Consider the following 16,035-nt stretch of genomic DNA (forward strand, 5'->3'; position numbering starts at 1 on the left):
CGACAAGCTCAAGTACCTGGCCGGCGTCGAATCCGGCATGGACGCCTTCGTCAACGACGTCAGCCCCGAACACGCGGCCCACCGGCTGCGGGAGGCGGCCCTGTGACGGATGTCATCGACAGTCCGTGATCGAACGCTCTGCCGCCCCCGTCCGCCCCGGCACGATGCTGGTGCTCATGACGGAACGTGAGGAGCGCAGCATGAAGGTGATCGTGGCCGGGGCCGGAATCGGCGGGCTGTGCCTGGCGCAGGGGCTGGTCCGCGCCGGGATCGACGTGCGGGTGTACGAGCGCGAGCCCGCCGCGGACAGCCGCTACCAGGGCTTCCGGATCGCCCTGAACGAACACGGGCTCGGCGCGCTGCGCGCCTGCCTGCCTCCCCGGCTGTACCGGCTGCTCGACGCCGTGACCGGGCCGCTCGCCGGCCGGCCGCGCGTGGTCGACCAGCACCTCACCGAGCTCCGCCGGCTCGACCCGACCGACGGCGGCGCCGCGGCCGACCGGCGCGTCCTGCGGGAGATCCTCCTCGCCGGGCTGGGCGACCGCGTCGAGTTCGCCAGGGCCGTGACCGGTTACGCCGAGCTGCCGGACGGCACCGTCGAGGTCCACCTCTCCGACGGCGCCGGCACGGTGGCCGACCTGCTCGTCGGCGCCGACGGCGTCGGATCGGCCGTGCGCCGCCGACTGCTCCCCGACGCCCGGGTGGTCGACGTCCCGGGCAACTCGCTCCTCGGGCGCACCCCGCTCACCGAGCGCTTCGCCGCCCTCGTCCCGGACTTCGGCACCCTCGTGCAGGGCCCCGGGCTGACGATGCTGCTCGGCCGGATGGAGTTCCGCCGCCCGCCGAGGCTCGCGGCGGCCGAGCTCGCCCCCGAGGTCGAACTCCCCGACACCGACAGCTACCTGCGCTGGGTGGTCACCCTCCCCGGGCAACCGACCGGCCCCGGCGCCGACTGGGCGACCGTCCGCGACCGGCTGCTGCCTCTCCTCGACGGCTGGCACCCCGACCTCGTCGAGCTCGTCCGCCGGTCCGACGTCGTCAACAGCGCGCCGCTGACGCTCCGGTACACCGAGCCCGTCCCGCACTGGGGCACCGGCCCGGTCACCCTCCTCGGCGACGCGATCCACACCATGCCCCCGAGCGCGGGCCAGGGCGCCAACACCGCCCTCCGTGACGCCGCCCTCCTCTGCCGCACCCTCACGGCCGCCCACCGGAGCGGGACCGGGCTGCGCGAGGCCGTCGAGGCGTACGAGCGCGAGATGCTCGCGTACGGCTTCGCCGCCGTCGCCGAGAGCCTCGAACGCCTCCCGGACTTCACCCCGTCCCGCTGAGACCTGCGGCGATCAGCGGCCGGCATCCCTTAGGGTCGCCCAATGGCCAAGTACTTCGACGTCCACCCAGAGTCCCCCCAGCCGCGCACCATCAGCAGCGTGGCCGACAGCCTCCGCTCCGGAGCCCTCATCGCGTACCCGACCGACTCCTGCTTCGCCCTGGGCTGCCGGCTGGACAACCGCGACGGCCTCGAACGCATCCGGACGATCCGGCGCCTCGACGAGCGGCACCACTTCACCCTGATGTGCGAGGACTTCGCGCAGCTGGGGCAGTTCGTGCAGCTCGACAACAACGTCTTCCGCGCCGTCAAGGCCGCGACGCCGGGCGGCTACACCTTCATCCTCCCGGCCACCAAGGAGGTGCCCCGACGCCTCCTGCACCCGAAGAAGAAGACGGTGGGCGTCCGGATCCCCGACCACGCCGTCACCCGGGCGCTGCTCGCCGAACTCGGCGAGCCCCTGGTCTCCAGCACGCTGGTCCTGCCCGGCGAGGACGAGCCGATGACGCAGGGGTGGGAGATCAAGGAGCGCCTCGACCACGTGCTGGACGCCGTGGTCGACTCGGGCGACTGCGGCACGGAGCCGACGACGGTCGTCGACTTCTCGGGCGGCGAGCCGGAGATCGTCCGCCGGGGGGCCGGGGACCCGAGCCGCTTCGAGTGACGGCCGCCCGCGGCGTCAGGAGGCGAACTCCACGTACTCGATGACGACGCCGCCGGGGTGCCGGACGGTGGCGTTGCGGCCGGTCGGGACCTCGTTCGGGCCGGAGAGCACCTCGCCGCCGTGGGCGGCGAGGAACTCGGCCAGGTCGTCCAGGGTGTCGACGAGCACGGTGGTCTGGGTGTCCCGGAAGGGCGCGAGCGCCTCGTCGGTGCCCGCGACGAGCAGGAAGCCCGCGATTCGGGCCACCTCCACCCCGGCGTACGGGAAGCGGAGGCCCACCTCCTCACCGGTCAGAGCGTGCAGGGCCGGCAGGGCCCGGTCCACGTCGTCGACGTACAGGCGGGCGAGCGTGGTCAGTGCCTTCACGGCGGTCCCCCAGTGGGTCATTTCGACATTCTCGAACTATCGAATCGAGCCGTCATACTAGACCGCCACCGCCGCCGAGAGGAACCCCCATGCGGACCCTGCCCCAGCCCCACCCCGAGGACCTCGACCTCGCCGCCGTGCTGCACGCCCTCGGCGACCCGGTCCGGCTGGAGCTGATCGGGCGACTGGCCGCCGAGGGCGAGACCACGTGCGGTCCCGAGGGACTCGACGTCCCGCGCTCGACGCTGTCGAACCACTGGCGCATCCTCCGCGAGGCCGGGGTCATCAGCGTCCGCACCAGCGGCAAGACCCGGCTCGTGACGCTCCGGAAGGACGAGGTCGACGCGCGCTTCCCGCGCCTCCTGGACGCGGTGCTCGACGGCCGCGGCTGACGCGGCGCGGCGCGGGCGACGGCCGCAGCCGCCGCCCGCGTGACGCCCCGGCCGTCAGGCCGTGACGTGGTACCAGAAGCCGCCGGTGCGCAGGCCGACGTAGTGGACGTCCGTACCCGTCTCCTTGGCCTCGTACATCATGTCCGCGCCGGTGGCGGGGTCGGTGCCCGCGTAGAGCACGACGTGCGTGGTGGTGTGCGCGTCCGTGCCGAAGTACTCCAGGTCGCCCGGCCGGCGCTGGGACTCGGTGATCGGCGTGAGGTGGCGGTCCAGCGTCTGCTGGTCCGTGTCGCCGCCGTTGGCCAGGTCGAAGCCCGCGCCGAACCAGTAGGTCGCGCGGACCAGGCCAGAACAGTCCAGGCCCGCCGTCGTGTCGGCCGGGCAGGGCTGGATCGAGCCGGTGTAGCCGTCGCACGTGCCCAGCGACGGGCCGGGGCCCTCGCCGCGCAGCGAGTGGCCGCCGCCCCACACGTACGGGACGCCCAGGAACGCCTTGGCCGCGGCGAGGACCCTGGCCGGGTCTACGGGGGTGCCGGGCGGCGGCGGGGTGCCGGTGGAGCCGGCGTCGCCGCTGTAGAGGGCGGCCTTCGTGCCCTGGCCGACGACTCCGTCGATGGCCAGGCCGTGGAAGGCCTGGAAGTCGCGCACCGCCGTGTCGGTGGCCGGCCCGAACTGCCCGTCCACGGTGAGCCGGGCGCCGAGCTTGTTCAGCATCGTCTGCAGGGTGCTGACGCACGGCCCGCTCGCGCCGGTCCGCAGGTCGCCGCACTGGGTGCGCAGGTCGACGGTGCCGGAGGCCGCCGCGGCCGCGGCGTCGAGCGCCGCCTTGGTGGCGGGGCCGACGATGCCGTCGGCCGCCAGCGCGTGCGCGGCCTGGAAGGCGCGGACGGCGTTCAGGGTGGCCGCCCCGAACCGGCCGTCCGCGGCGATCGTGGCGCCGGTGAGGTCGAGCTCCAGTTGGAGCTGGGTGACGCAGCCGTCGGACTCGCCCTGCTGGATGTCCGCCGGGCAGGCGGAGGAGGTCAGGGCTATCGGGCTCGGCGCGGCGGCCGCGGGCGCGGCGGAGGCGGTGGACGCACCGAGACCGGTCAGCGCGGCGGCCAGGGCGAGGCCCAGCGATAACCGGCGGCGGGTGGGGAGGAGGGTACGCACAGGTGGGTGCTCCTGGTGTCTGAGGATCTCGTGGATCTCCGGTGCGAGTCTCTGATGATTCGTCAACCGGGAACCGGTGGCGGGGATCGACCCGCTGCCGCCGGTCCCGTCAGTCTGCCGGGCGACCGCGGCGGCGCAAGGCCCGGTCGTGTCCGTCCCACCCGTCCCACACCTTTGACCGGGACTTTGGTGCTCCGGCCGGCCGCCGATTGGAGACACCGCGGCCCGTCCGGACCATCCGGACCCCCGGGGGCCCCGGCCGGCGCCCGGCTGGGATGATCGTGGCCCGGGCCGGTCCGACGGCCCGCCGCCGCAGCGCGGGTCCGGCACCATCGCCGGTCCCGGACCCTGCGGCGGACCGCGTGCACGGGAACGGGGAGACGGTGTCGGAGAGCGGGAACGGCGTCGGCGGTGGCGACCGGACGACGCGGGAGGGGCGGCTGGTCGGCGGGCGCTACCGGCTCGTGCGGCGCCTCGGGGCGGGCGGGTTCGGCAGCGTGTGGCAGGCCCACGACGAGGTGCTGGGCGTGGACGTCGCCGTCAAGGAGGTCCAGCTGCCGCCCGCCGCCTCGGCCGGGGAGCACGACGAGCGCCTGGTCCGCGCCCAGCGGGAGGCGCGGCACGCGGCCCGGCTGCGCGACCACCCGAACGTCGTCGGGGTCCACGACGTCGTGGTGGACGGCGGTCTCCCGTGGACGGTCATGCAGCTGATCGTCGGCCGGTCCCTGGAGGACCGGATCGTCCGGGACGGACCGCTCCCGGCGACGGAGGCGGCCCGGGTCGCGCAGGCCGTCCTCGCCGCGCTCGCCGCCGCGCACGAGGCGGGCATCGTCCACCGCGACGTGAAGCCCGCGAACATCATGCTGGCCGACGACGGCGGCGTCCTGCTGGCCGACTTCGGGATCGCCGTACAGCAGGACCAGACCGCGCTCACCGCCTCGGGCATGTTCATCGGCTCGGTCGACTACCTCGCGCCCGAACGCGCCCACGGCAGCCCGGCCGCCGCGGCCGGCGACCTGTTCTCCCTCGGCGCGACGCTCTACCAGGCCGTCGAGGGGCGGATGCCGTTCCGCCGCGACACCCCGGCCGCCACACTCGCGGCGCTCCTGTTCGAGACGGCGCCGCCGATGGCACTGGCCGGTCCGCTGGCCCCGCTGATCAACGGCCTGCTCGCGAAGGCCCCGGACGACCGCCTCACCGGCGCGCAGGCCGCCGCCATGGTCACGGCGTTCCTGCAGCAGCCGCCCGCTCCGCCCACGGCGCCGCCGACCGCTCCCTTCACCACACCGGCCACGACGTCCGTGCCGCCCGTACCGCCGCTGTCTCCGGCCCCGGCACGGCGAAGGAGCCCGACGTTCCTGCTCGCGCCCCTCGGCGTCCTGGCCCTGTACGTCGGCGCGCTGCCCTTGATCGGCGCCACCATCGTCGGCAGGACCGCCGCCGGCCATGACCTGACGGTCGACGAATCACTCGGCAAGGCGCTCGGGTTCCTGTTCCTCCCCGGATTCCCCGACACCCGCTACGGCATCCTCATGGCCTGGCCCTGGCTGCTGCTCGGCGTCATCGCCCTCGTCTGCACCGCCCTCGTGCCCCGCCGTCGGCACCTCGCCGTCCGGATCATCGGCTACGGCAGCCTCGCGGCGTTCGTCATACGCCTCCTCACCACCGATCTGACGCTGCGGGCCACCGACTTCGTCCCCGTGGCGCCCTCGCTGGTGCCGTACATCACGCTCTCCTTCGGCCCCGGCTGGTGGCTGCTCCACGCGGCGGCGGTGCTCAACCTCGCCTACTTCGCCTGGCAGGACGTCCGCGGGGCTCGCCGGACCACCCTCGCGGCCGTCTGACGCCTGCTCCTCCCCACCCGTCAAGTGGCCTGGAAGCCCTGGAAGTCCGCCACTATCATCGGCGTCCGGGCAGTCCCGTCGGGTGGGGAGAGCGGGCAGGGGGACGATGTCCACGGCGGCAAGCGGCACGGGCTTCGACACCGTCTTCGGTCTCGCACCACCTCCCCATCCCGACGATCCCGACCGGACGGCACCGTGAGCAGCACCGTCGACTACCTGGTCTGCGCCCTGGCCCTGCTGGCGGCCGTCGCACGGCTGGTCCTGACCCGCGGCCTGTGCCGTCGCCCCGGCGAGCGCCGGCTGCTGGCGTTCGTCCTCGGCATCGGCACGGCCATCGCCGTACTCGCCCCGGCCACCCGGGCCGCCGTGCCGTGGGAGGCCGTCGCGCGGTACGTGCCGCTGCTCGGCAACGAGCTGAAGCTCGGCGCGGAGTGCGCGATCGCCCTGCTCGGGTACGCGGTGCGGCCGGCCGCGTCGGGTCCGGCCGCCGTACGGCGCCAGGCGGTGGGCTCGGCGGTCGTCATGGCGGTGAGCGCGGTCGCGTACGTGGCGGGCGGGGCCCGGCCGGAGGGCGCCCTGCTGGTCGCCGGTCCGGGCGGGCGGCTGCCGCTGACGCTGGTCAACACGCTGTTCACGGTGCACGGCTGCTGGTGCGTCGCGGTGTTCGGGCTGGCGGTCCTGCGGTCCGCCGGGGAGGTCTCCCCCGGGCTGCCGAGGACCGGGCTTCGGCTGATCGTCGCCGGGACCGCGTGCGGGTTCGTCTGGTCGGCGCTGAGCGCGGTGCCGCTGTGGCAGACGCTGACGACCGGCCGCCAGGACATCGAGGAGGACGCCTTCTCGGCCCCGGTCGCGCTGGGCACGCTGCTCTTCGGCATCGGTGGCATGACGCTCGCGGTGTGGGCGGCCTTCCTGACCCGCTCGGCGCGGCGGGTGCGGGCCTGGCGGGACCACCGGCGGCTCGAACCGCTGTGGTCGGCGCTGCACTCGGCGGTGCCGGAGATCTCGCTCACCGCCGAGGCCGGGGTGCTGGGCCTCGGCGGGCCGCTGCGGAACCCGGAGTTCGCGCTCTACCGGCGCGTCATCGAGATCCGCGACGGCCAGCTCACGCTGCGGTCGCACGCCGATCCGCGGGTGCCCGGGTGGGCGGCCGCGGCGAGCGCGGGGGACGCGGCCGTCGTGGAGGCGGCCGTCCTCGCGTCCGCGCTGCAGTCGGCGGCCGCCGGACACCGTCCGTCCGTGGACGGGACGGGCTACGCGCCGCGCGAGGTCGCGGCCGACCTCGCCGCCGAGACGGCCTGGCTGGTCACGGTGTCGCGGGCGTTCGCGCGCTCGGCGGTGGTGGCACAGGTGCGCCGGGGGCTCCCCGGCGGCGAACCGGCGCATCATCAACTGCCCTAAATTTGCGCGCCCTTGGCATTCATCTCAGTTGACACCCTTCCGGTGCCCCGCCATCCTGGACGGGCCCCCGCCGGGCCGGGGGTCGCCCCTCGGTGCGGGCGCCGGTCCCCTGATCCTCTCCACGGAGCTCGTGGTCATCCGCAAGGGCTCCACCGCGGTGGAACCGCGGCACGACGTCGCGTCGCTCTCCACGAGCGCCGACATCCCGAACCCCGTACTCGCCGGGAAGGCCCTCGCCCACCTCGGCTGATCGTCGACATCCCATCGGCCTGGAGGAGTTCGTCTTGCTCGACATCATCTTCATCGCACTGTGGGTCACCAATCGCAACCGCGCCAGGACCGCCGTCGACCCGTACCAGCGCGAGAAGTACGCCAGGCGCGCCAAGATCTTCGGCTGGCTGGAGATCGCGAACCTCGCCTTCGGGATCCTGCTCGGGATAGTGATCATCAACAGCAGCCCGCGGTAGGGCTCGCGCGAAGAACGACCGTCGGCCCGGTGTCCTCACAGGGGAGGACACCGGGCCGACGGCTCACGGATTACGGCTGGGCCGTCAGGCCTTCACCAGCACCCAGGCACCGAGACCGTTGCAACCGGAGGCCTGGTAGCTCGCCGACCGGAAACCGGCCGGGACCGGCGACCCCGGGCAGGTCCACAGCCCGACGCGCGCGGTGTTGTGCCGCCAGGCGCCGATGCCGCCGCAGCCGGCCTGCTGGTGGTCGGTGATGACGTAACCCTGGACCACCGGGGAACCGGAACACGTCCAGATCCCGTCGCGCGCCACGTTGTGCCGCCACGCACCGATCCCGCCGCAACCGCTCTGCTGGTGGTCCGTGATGACGTACCCCTGGACCACCGGGGAACCGGAACACGTCCAGATCCCGTCGTGGACGAGGCCGTGCCGCCAGGAGCCGATCCCGTTGCAGCCGCGCTGGTCGTGCGCGATGATCACGTAGCCGGGGACGACCGGGGAGCCGGAACACGTCCAGATCCCGTCCGAGACCGGCTGCTGGTACCAGGAGCCCGCGAAGTTGCAGCCCTTGCTGTCGTAGCCCGTGATGACCCAGCCGGCCGGCACCGGTGCACCGGAACAGGCCCAGCGGCCGTTGCCCCAGCCCCACGCAGGCTTGGCCTCGGCACTCGTCGCGCCGCTCATCGTGCTGCCCACGATGACCGCCGCGACGAGCGCGAACGCCGACAGCACGCGCGTCCATAACCGACGGTTCTTCATATCCACACCACTCCGTTCGGGTTCTGCTTCCGGTCGTCCGCACCGATCGCGCGGAACGGAGGCTCACCCTACGGGCAGGAACCGACAGCCGACAGACGGGAACGCGTCAGCCGGCCGCCGGGGCCCGCGGCGGCAACAACCCGCGGGCCCCGAGGCCTTGAGGACCGCTCAGAGCCAGGGAATCTCCTCCGGGGCGTACCGGTAGGCACGGAACACCGCGTTCTGGGCCCCGCGCGAGGACTCCAGGCCGACGCCCGCCCCGAAGGAGCCGAATTCGGGGCCCTGACCGGCTCCCTCGACACCCTGGGCGGTTCGGCGACCCCGGCCCCGGCGACTCCTCCGTCCTGCTCGGCCTCGCCTCCTCCGACACGCCGTTCATCCGCACCGCCACTCCCCCGGGCGCCGACGACGACCGCCCGTTCTCCGTGACGATCTCCTGCTGATCGGCCTCGCGCGCACGGTGGTCGGAGCGTGGCGGCGTTCCGACCACCCTGCGCCTCACCGGATCAGGGGCACGTCTTCCAGGCGAGGTGGTAGACGGTGTTGATGCTGCCGTCGGTCGAGTCCATCGTCATGAAGCTCGTGGTGGTGCTCGGGTCCGACGTGCCCGCCGCCACCCGGAGTTCGGTGTTGATGTTGAAGTTGCGCTCCTCCCCGCAGGGGGCCCAGACCAGGGCGGCGACGTCGACGGTGTCGGTCGCCTGCCAGTTGTCGTCACGCGGGCCGTTGAAGCGGTGGGTCCCGTAGGCGGTCTGCGGGTCGCCCTGGAAGTAGTAGCCGGCCCGCTGGATGCCGGTCGCCCCGTTCTCCAGGTGGGCGTAGCCGCGGTAGTCGGTGGAGGCGATCGCGTAGGTGAAGCCCTGCGGGACGTGCACGCGGAGGTCGAGCTGACAGTTCTTCCGGAAGTCGGTGGGCTTCGATCCGACGCCGACCTGGGCAAGGTACTGGCTGTAGGTGACGGTGAAGGCGGTGTTGTCCGGCGAGACCGCGACGGCGGCCGTCCCGACCGGACAGCCGGAGCCGTTGACCGTCGCGACGTCGATGACGATCCGGTCGGGCGGTGTCGGGAGCGAGTCGCCACCGGACGCCGGTGAGCCGAAGAGCGTTGCCACGACACCCGTCGCGGCCAGCACGCGGAGCAGCATGGGCTTTCCCCTTTCGTTCGTCCACGGGTCCGGGGCGGGTGCGGTCGACCCGGGCCCCACCCCGGCTTTGACGCGAACATGTCACCACAGGGTGCCCGCCCGCGTACAGGGGGTGAACATGACGGAGTGGCGCCGCAGGCCGGCTCCGGACGAGTGGATCACGCCAGCGGAGGCGACCGATTCGAGCCAAGTCGAAGAACCGGACGGGCGCCGGCCGGACACCCCCACGGGGAGCACCGGGTGCGTCCTGACCGGCGGCGCCGCCGACCGGGCGGCCGTCGGGCGGCGCACAGCTCCCCCCAGCCGCGCGGCCGGGACGTCGACGTGCCGCCCTACGATGCGCCCCAAGCGAAGACGATCACCTGACCGCTCGCTCCGGGGGAAGTCATGCCGTTCACCAGCGGATTGACGAGGCGTCAGCGGGCTGGCCGGTCGCCGCGGCCGCCGCCGCGCTCGCCGCGACCACGATGTTCGGCGCCGCCGGTGGCGCCGCCGAGGCCGCCGCCACCCCGTCCGGCGGCCTGCCGGGCTTCAAGGACGGCTACGCGGTCAGCGACGGCCTGCGGATCCACGACGCGATCGCCGGGCACGGCCCCGCGCTCGTGCTGCTGCACGGGTGGCCGGAAACCCTCCAGGCCTGGGACCGCACGTGACCACCGCCGTGGCGCCGAACGCCGACCACCGGGTGCTGGAGGAGGAGCCGCAGTTCGTCGTCGACCAACTGCGGCAGCTGCTGGCGCGCTGAGCACTGGCCGCTGGGCTCCTCACCCGCTGAGCGCGGGGCTCAGGGAGGCGCCGGCGGCACGGCATCGAGTCCATGCCCGTCGGCATGCCGATTGGCCCACTACTTCGCCGCTGGATTGGTCTGGGGATCCGGTCCATTCAGCTCTTAGCTTGATCGTACGAGCGATCGGTGATCGAGGGTCCGCACGGAACGGCCCGGCACCGAACGGGAGGGAAAGGGTGGACCCCATGCACGTCTTCCTCGCCGGTGCGACCGGTACCGTCGGGCGGCAGCTCCTGCCGCTCCTGCACCGGGCGGGGCATCGCGTCACGGCCGCCTCCCGGTCCGAGGGCGGCGTCACGTGGCTGCGCGAACAAGGGGCCGAGGCGGTCCGGCTGGACGTCCTCGACCACGGGGCCACGGCGGAGGCCGTCGCCGCGGCGGCGCCGGACGCGATCGTCCACCAGCTCACGGCCCTCGCGGGCGGCAGCCCGGCCGAGAACGCCCGGATCCGCCGCGAGGGCACCCGCAGCCTGGTGGACGCCGCCCGCCGGGCCCGGGTGCCGCGGATCGTCGCCCAGTCGATCTGCTGGGCGTACGGCCCGGGCGATGAGCCGGCCGACGAGACGGAGGCCCTGGACACCGGCGCGCCCGAACCGCGCGCCACGACCGTCGACGGCGTCCTCGCGCTGGAGCTCGCGGCGGCCGAGCTGTCGGAGGCCGTCATCCTGCGGTACGGCATGCTGCACGGGCCCGGCACCTGGTACGAGCCGGGCGGCCTGATGGAGCAGCGGCTGCGCCGCGGCGAGCTCGCCGCCGACGGCGCCGTCACGTCGTTCCTGCACGTCACGGACGCCGCCCGGGCGGCGGTCGCGGCGCTGTACTGGCCGAGCGGCACGGTCAACGTCGTGGACGACGAGCCGGCCCCGGCGCACACGTGGGTCCCTGTCCTCGCCCACGCGCTCGGCGTGACCGCACCCGAGCCGACCGCCGAGCGTCCCCGCTGGGCGCGCGGCGCGGACGGCGGGCTCGCGCGGACCGGGTACGGCTGGCGGCCGGCGGAGGGGTCGTGGCGGACGTCCTTCGAGCGGCTGGGCGGCCCGCGGGCGGGCTCCTAGCGGCCCGGGACGCCGACCTCGCTCGTTTTCCGGCCCGCCCGGAATCGCGGCGGCACGCGTTTCACGCGGCGCCGGGCGGTCGGCCACGGTGTGGAGGCACTCACCCACCGACCGCCCGGATCCGAGAGGCCTCCCATGATCTTCATCACCGTGAAGTTCCCCGTCCGCCCCGAGCACAGCGCGCAGTGGCTGGACATCGTCCACGACTTCACCGAGGCCACCCGCGCCGAGCCGGGCAACCTCTTCTACGAGTGGTCCCGCAGCGTGGCGGACCCCGACGAGTACGTCCTCGTGGAGGGCTTCCGCGACGGCGAGGCGAGCCGGGCCCACGTCGAGTCCGCGCACTTCCGGGCGGCCATGGAGAAGCTGTCCCACGCGATCGCCGCCCGGCCGAAGATCATCAGCGTCGACCTCCCCGACCGCGAGGGCTGGGACCTCATGGGCGAACTCTCGCCCAGCGAGGCCTGAGGTCCGGGGTCCGAGGCCCGAGGCCTGGAGACCGGGGAGCCGGAAGGCTCCGACCGAGGGGGCCGGTGATCGGACCGATCCGATCACCGGCACACTGGAGTGATCACGGAGGACGAGCACGAGGAGCAGCACCCCATGGCCGGTCAGACCGGACCGCGCGCCGCGGACCGCACCCTGGAGGTACTGGAACTCGTCGCCGGGGCGACCGCGCCGGTCTCCGCCAAGGCCCTCGCCCGCAGCCTCGGCTGCGCCCTCTCGACGGTCTACACCCTCCTCGCCCCGCTCACCGACCGCGGCTACCTGGTACGCACCGGCGGCGGCTACACCCTCGGCTACCAGGTCTCCGCGCTGCACCGCGCGTTCCAGCGGCAGATGGGCCTGACCGACGGGATCGACGGGATCGACGGCGTCCTCGCCCGGATGCGGCACGCCACCCGCGCCTGCGCCAACTACGTGGCCTACCAGGGCGACGGCCTGGTCATCGCGGACGTCCGCACCGTCGCGGCCGTCGGCGACGAGCAGGCCGACCTCGCCGTCGGCGTCGACCCGCGCTCGCACGCCTACGCGCACGGCAAGATCGCGCTGGCCGCCGCCGGCGCCGCCGCGCGCCGCCGCTACGTCGAACAGCCCGGCCTGCGCCGGTTCACCCCCAACACCATCGCCTCCGCCGAGCGCCTCGGCGAGGAGCTCCGGCGGATCCGCCGCACCGGCGTCGCCCTGGACGTCGAGGAGGCCCGTTCGGGCCTCGCCTGCCTGGCGGCCCCCGTCCTCGGCACGGACGGCGCCGTGATCGGGAGCGTCTCCCTCGCCGTCCGTCCCGCGGACCTGCGCACCCGCCGCCACCAGCTGATCGCCGCCGTCAAGCAGGCCGCCCGCGAGGCGTCGCCGGCCCGGCCGATCTGACGGGTCCCGTCGGCCGGGCGAACCGACCCAAAGAGCCGCGCGCCCGGGCGCGCGACTCAGGGCCCCGGGCACGCGGGCGCTCCGAAGCGCCCCCGACACGCACGAGTTGCGACGTCGACGCACCGCTCCTTCCGCATAATGCAGGGGCCGCACACGCCCCAACGGCCCTTGACGCCAGGTCCCGCACCAGGACAGGAAAGGCGCTCGACCTTGGAAGGATCCTCCCCGTCCGCGACCGTGCTGGCCGACATCGCGGCCGTCCTGTTGATCGGGCTCCTCCTCACTCCGCTGCGCACCCGGCTGCGCCAGCCCGTCGTCGTCGGCGAGATCGCGGTCGGCGTCATCCTCGGGCCCAGCGTGCTCGGGCTCCTCCCCGGCCACCTGACCGACGCGCTCGTCCCGCCGGACGTGCGCACGCACCTGTCGGTCGTCGCCCAACTCGGCATCGTCCTCTTCATGTTCGCCGCCGGCTGGGAGCTCGACCTGCAGCTGCTGAGCGGTCGGGTCAGGGCGGTGCTCACCATCACCGCCGCGTCCGTCCTCCTCCCGTTCGCGCTCGCCCTCGCGCTGGCGGCCGTTGTCGCCGCCCACTTCCCGTGGCTGCTCGGCGCCGCCGCCTCACCGTGGCTGTTCGCCGCGTTCCTCGGCATCGCCCTCTCCGCGAGCGCCCTGTCGGTCATGGCCCGCATCGTGGGCGAGAACCGGCTCCAGGCCACCGGCACGGGCGCCATGGCCACCGCGTGCGGGGCGCTCACCGAGATCACGGCGTGGTGCGCCGTCGTCTGCCTGACAGCAGCCGCCCGTGGTCCCGGATCGTCCGGCTCCGGGAACGTCCTGCTCACGCTCGGCCAAGTCGCCTGCTACGCCCTCGCGATGGCGTTCGTCGTCCGCCCGCTGCTTCGCCGGCTGCTCCGCCTGCCCGTCGGCGCCGGCGGTCACCCGTTCCTCGCGCCGCTGATCGCCGGCAGCGGGCTCCTGCTCTCCGCCTGGGTCACGTCCCGCCTCGGCGTCCACGCCGTCATCGGCGCCTTCGCCTTCGGCCTCGCCATGCCGCGCGACGCCGCCGAGGAGCTGCGCCACGCCGTCGAGCTCCCGATGCGGCACGCGGGCGCACTCCTCGTGCCGGTCTTCTTCGCACTGACCGGTCTGTCCGTCGACCTCACCGGCCTCGGCCCGCGCGGCCTGCTCGCCGTCGCCGTCCTCCTCGCCGTCTCGTGGGGCGGCAAGTACGCCGGCGCGCGGCTCGGCGCACGGCTCACCGGGGTCCCGCGCGGCGAGGCCACGACGCTGGCCGTCCTCGTGAACACCAAGGGACTCAGCGAGGTCCTCATCCTGACGCTCGGCCGCGACCTCGGCATCATCGGCGACCGGCTCTTCACCGTCCTCCTGATGACCGCCCTGGCGGCGACGCTCCCCGTCAACCCGCTGGTCCGCCGCTTGAACCGGCCACCGGGCACGGCCGACAGCCTGTCCCGGCCGCTCGTGGGCACGACCGCCGAGGAGGCCCGGGGCGCGTGACGCGAGGTGGCTCCTACCGGGCGCCCGCCCGGCGGGTCCGCTCGTGGATCGGCCCACCCGGCACGTACCAGCCCGCCTTCTTCCGCACGGCCGGGCTCGGGTCCCGTTCGTGCGACGCCCGCAGCGCCTCGGCGGCGCGGGCGTCGTCATGGACGAACCTGCCGACCAGCTCGGCCGCCATGGCCCGCGCCCGCGGATCCGGATCGGACGCCAGGTGCCGCAGCCCGGGCTCCAGAACCCGGTCCGCGCCCGGCGCGCAGACGTCCCCCTTGCAGCGGTCGCACGCGAGCGCGTGGAACGCGGCGATCCTGACCGAGGCGTCCGGATCGTCGGCCATCGCGATGAGCTGCCCCATCGACTCGACGTCGACCATGTGGTCCAGGAGGCGGCAACACCCCTCCCGCACCGCCGCGTCGGCGTGCGAGAGCCCCGCCCGTATCGCGTCGCGCGACCCGGCGCCGCGCCGCAGCAGCTCCCGGTAGGCGGGCACCGCGCGCTGCGGATCGCCCAGGCTGGCGACCAGGGCGTCGTCGTCGGTCCGGACGAATCCCAGCATGGCACCAGCTTCCGTCCGCACCGCCCGTACGGGCAAAGGGTTTTCGGGGCCGCTCGGGGCGGGCCTGTCCGGTCGGCAGGCACTCGACGTCACACCCGTGCCCGCCCTCCGAAGAGACGGCAGCGAGGATCCCACGGGTGACGACCGTCTGGGGGTGATCCGGGCCCAGGACGCTTTCCTCGTCGGCGAGAAGCTCTTCCAACAGGGTGACGGCATCGACGATGCGGCCCACTTCGAGATACGCGGCCGCGAGGTCGCTGCGCGTGAAGAAGGTGATGGGGTGGTCACCACCCAGTACGCGTGCCTGGTCGATGAGGACTTCCCGGCAGAGGGCCATGCCACCGGCGACTCGCCCGTCGTTCGTCGACCTCCCCCTCCCCCTGGCCTGCTCCAGTCCGCGGTGAGGGGGCTTCACCGGTTCTTAGGAAGTGCTCCGGCAGACTGCTGCCCGTTGTCGGTCCGCCAGCGGACGGTGGCGGACGGTGAATCGGGCGAAGGGGCGGGCGGGTGTCCGGAACAGGTGGCAAGGACACGTCGGACGGGATCGCGGTCACGGACTCGGGGCCGGAGGGGAACAGGCGGCTCACCGCCCTCGTCGGGGCGCTGCTCCTGCTGCTCTTCGCCGCCCAGGGCGTGACGATCCTCTTCCTCGACCAACTGCTCACCTGGCACTTCGTCATCGGGCTCGCGCTGATCGGGCCGGTCGCGGTCAAGGTGGCCGTCACCGGGTACCGCTTCGTGCGCTACTACGCCGGCTCGCCCGCCTACCGGCGCCAGGGGCCACCGGCCACACCGCTGCGGCTGCTGGCCCCGCTGGTCGTGCTCCTCACCGCCGCCGTCCTGGCCACCGGCTGCACGCTGGCGCTGGGCGGGCGGGACGCCTTCGGGCTGCCGGTGCTCTTCCTGCACAAGGCGTGCTTCTGGTGCTGGGCGGCCGTCACGGGCGTGCACGTCCTCGCGTACGTCTGGCGGCTGCCCCGGCTGATCGGCGCGGACCTGCCGCAGCGGCGGGCCGCCCGGCGCGCGGCCGCCCCGGTGCGCGGGGCCGCCCGGCGGTGGTCGGTGGTGGCGCTCGGGCTGGCCGCCGGTACGGCGCTGGCCCTGTACGGCCCGGCGCTGGCCGGTCAGTGGAACGGTGAGCAGCCGCAGCACGTCGCCCGCCCGCACGGCGGACACCACCGCGTGCCGGGCGCCGACGGGACCGGCACGCCCCGGCCGGGGTTCTGAG

17 protein-coding genes and 1 pseudogene are annotated in these 16,035 nt (G+C 74.2%); 12 read left to right on the forward strand and 6 right to left on the reverse strand.

Features of this window, described 5'->3' with window-relative positions; translation table 11 throughout:
• Positions 1-125: 125 nt before the first annotated feature.
• A complete protein-coding gene (locus tag AB0C76_RS30395) occupies positions 126-1,331 on the forward strand; it encodes an NAD(P)/FAD-dependent oxidoreductase (protein WP_359971726.1) in 1,206 nt (401 codons plus the stop codon).
• A 42-nt stretch (positions 1,332-1,373) separates the two neighbouring features.
• The gene (locus AB0C76_RS30400; protein ID WP_359971728.1) at positions 1,374-1,994 is read left to right on the forward strand and encodes an L-threonylcarbamoyladenylate synthase; all 621 of its coding nucleotides are present in this window, start codon (positions 1,374-1,376) and stop codon (positions 1,992-1,994) included.
• 15 nt (positions 1,995-2,009) lie between these two features.
• Here AB0C76_RS30400 and AB0C76_RS30405 read toward each other — a convergent pair whose 3' ends face one another.
• Positions 2,010-2,381 (reverse strand): VOC family protein, encoded by a 372-nt coding sequence (locus AB0C76_RS30405; protein WP_359971730.1) that lies wholly within the window; start codon positions 2,379-2,381, stop codon positions 2,010-2,012.
• A gap of 68 nt (positions 2,382-2,449) precedes the next feature.
• Here AB0C76_RS30405 and AB0C76_RS30410 point away from each other — a divergent pair, with 68 nt between their 5' ends.
• The gene (locus AB0C76_RS30410; RefSeq protein WP_359971731.1) at positions 2,450-2,752 is read left to right on the forward strand and encodes a helix-turn-helix domain-containing protein; all 303 of its coding nucleotides are present in this window, start codon (positions 2,450-2,452) and stop codon (positions 2,750-2,752) included.
• Positions 2,753-2,806: 54 nt separating this feature from the next.
• Here the strand turns inward: AB0C76_RS30410 and AB0C76_RS30415 are convergent, their stop codons facing one another.
• A complete protein-coding gene (locus AB0C76_RS30415; protein ID WP_359971733.1) occupies positions 2,807-3,904 on the reverse strand; it encodes a peptidoglycan-binding protein in 1,098 nt (365 codons plus the stop codon).
• Between the two features lie 383 nt (positions 3,905-4,287).
• Between AB0C76_RS30415 and AB0C76_RS30420 the strand changes: the two genes are divergently transcribed.
• The 3 genes from AB0C76_RS30420 to AB0C76_RS30430 all read left to right on the forward strand — a co-directional run bounded on the left by AB0C76_RS30420 (position 4,288) and on the right by AB0C76_RS30430 (position 7,613).
• Positions 4,288-5,748, forward strand: coding sequence for a serine/threonine-protein kinase (locus AB0C76_RS30420; RefSeq protein WP_359971735.1), 1,461 nt, complete (start codon positions 4,288-4,290; stop codon positions 5,746-5,748).
• 195 nt (positions 5,749-5,943) lie between these two features.
• A complete protein-coding gene (locus AB0C76_RS30425) occupies positions 5,944-7,146 on the forward strand; it encodes an MAB_1171c family putative transporter (protein WP_359971737.1) in 1,203 nt (400 codons plus the stop codon).
• A 284-nt stretch (positions 7,147-7,430) separates the two neighbouring features.
• Positions 7,431-7,613: a hypothetical protein gene (locus AB0C76_RS30430; RefSeq protein ID WP_359971739.1), complete on the forward strand. Its 183-nt coding sequence runs from the start codon at positions 7,431-7,433 to the stop codon at positions 7,611-7,613.
• Between the two features lie 84 nt (positions 7,614-7,697).
• Here AB0C76_RS30430 and AB0C76_RS30435 read toward each other — a convergent pair whose 3' ends face one another.
• Both AB0C76_RS30435 and AB0C76_RS30440 read right to left on the reverse strand, forming a co-directional pair.
• Positions 7,698-8,348, reverse strand: a complete 651-nt coding sequence (locus AB0C76_RS30435) for a hypothetical protein (RefSeq protein ID WP_359971741.1) — start codon at positions 8,346-8,348, stop codon at positions 7,698-7,700.
• Between the two features lie 533 nt (positions 8,349-8,881).
• Positions 8,882-9,520, reverse strand: a complete 639-nt coding sequence (locus tag AB0C76_RS30440) for a DUF4360 domain-containing protein (protein ID WP_359971743.1) — start codon at positions 9,518-9,520, stop codon at positions 8,882-8,884.
• A gap of 467 nt (positions 9,521-9,987) precedes the next feature.
• Between AB0C76_RS30440 and AB0C76_RS30445 the strand changes: the two genes are divergently transcribed.
• The 5 genes from AB0C76_RS30445 to AB0C76_RS30465 all read left to right on the forward strand — a co-directional run bounded on the left by AB0C76_RS30445 (position 9,988) and on the right by AB0C76_RS30465 (position 14,251).
• A complete protein-coding gene (locus AB0C76_RS30445) occupies positions 9,988-10,173 on the forward strand; it encodes a hypothetical protein (protein WP_359971745.1) in 186 nt (61 codons plus the stop codon).
• 319 nt (positions 10,174-10,492) lie between these two features.
• Positions 10,493-11,362 carry an NAD(P)-dependent oxidoreductase gene (locus AB0C76_RS30450; protein WP_359971841.1) on the forward strand — a complete coding sequence of 290 codons (870 nt, stop codon included), beginning with the start codon at positions 10,493-10,495 and terminating at the stop codon, positions 11,360-11,362.
• 135 nt (positions 11,363-11,497) lie between these two features.
• Complete coding sequence (locus AB0C76_RS30455) at positions 11,498-11,830, forward strand: putative quinol monooxygenase (protein ID WP_359971747.1); 333 nt, start codon at positions 11,498-11,500, stop codon at positions 11,828-11,830.
• Positions 11,831-11,965: 135 nt separating this feature from the next.
• Positions 11,966-12,733 (forward strand): IclR family transcriptional regulator C-terminal domain-containing protein, encoded by a 768-nt coding sequence (locus AB0C76_RS30460; RefSeq protein ID WP_359971748.1) that lies wholly within the window; start codon positions 11,966-11,968, stop codon positions 12,731-12,733.
• 210 nt (positions 12,734-12,943) lie between these two features.
• Complete coding sequence (locus tag AB0C76_RS30465) at positions 12,944-14,251, forward strand: cation:proton antiporter (RefSeq protein ID WP_359971750.1); 1,308 nt, start codon at positions 12,944-12,946, stop codon at positions 14,249-14,251.
• Between the two features lie 13 nt (positions 14,252-14,264).
• Here AB0C76_RS30465 and AB0C76_RS30470 read toward each other — a convergent pair whose 3' ends face one another.
• Both AB0C76_RS30470 and AB0C76_RS30475 read right to left on the reverse strand, forming a co-directional pair.
• Entirely contained in the window at positions 14,265-14,807 is a 543-nt protein-coding gene (locus AB0C76_RS30470; protein ID WP_359971752.1) for a HEAT repeat domain-containing protein, read from the reverse strand.
• A 160-nt stretch (positions 14,808-14,967) separates the two neighbouring features.
• Positions 14,968-15,144: pseudogene (locus AB0C76_RS30475) on the reverse strand (tetratricopeptide repeat protein); the annotation flags it as partial.
• A gap of 170 nt (positions 15,145-15,314) precedes the next feature.
• Here AB0C76_RS30475 and AB0C76_RS30480 point away from each other — a divergent pair.
• Positions 15,315-16,034 (forward strand): hypothetical protein, encoded by a 720-nt coding sequence (locus AB0C76_RS30480; protein WP_359971754.1) that lies wholly within the window; start codon positions 15,315-15,317, stop codon positions 16,032-16,034.
• The last annotated feature ends 1 nt before the right edge of the window (position 16,035 follow it).

Source organism: Kitasatospora sp. NPDC048722 (assembly GCF_040650235.1).
Lineage (GTDB): Bacteria > Actinomycetota > Actinomycetes > Streptomycetales > Streptomycetaceae > Kitasatospora.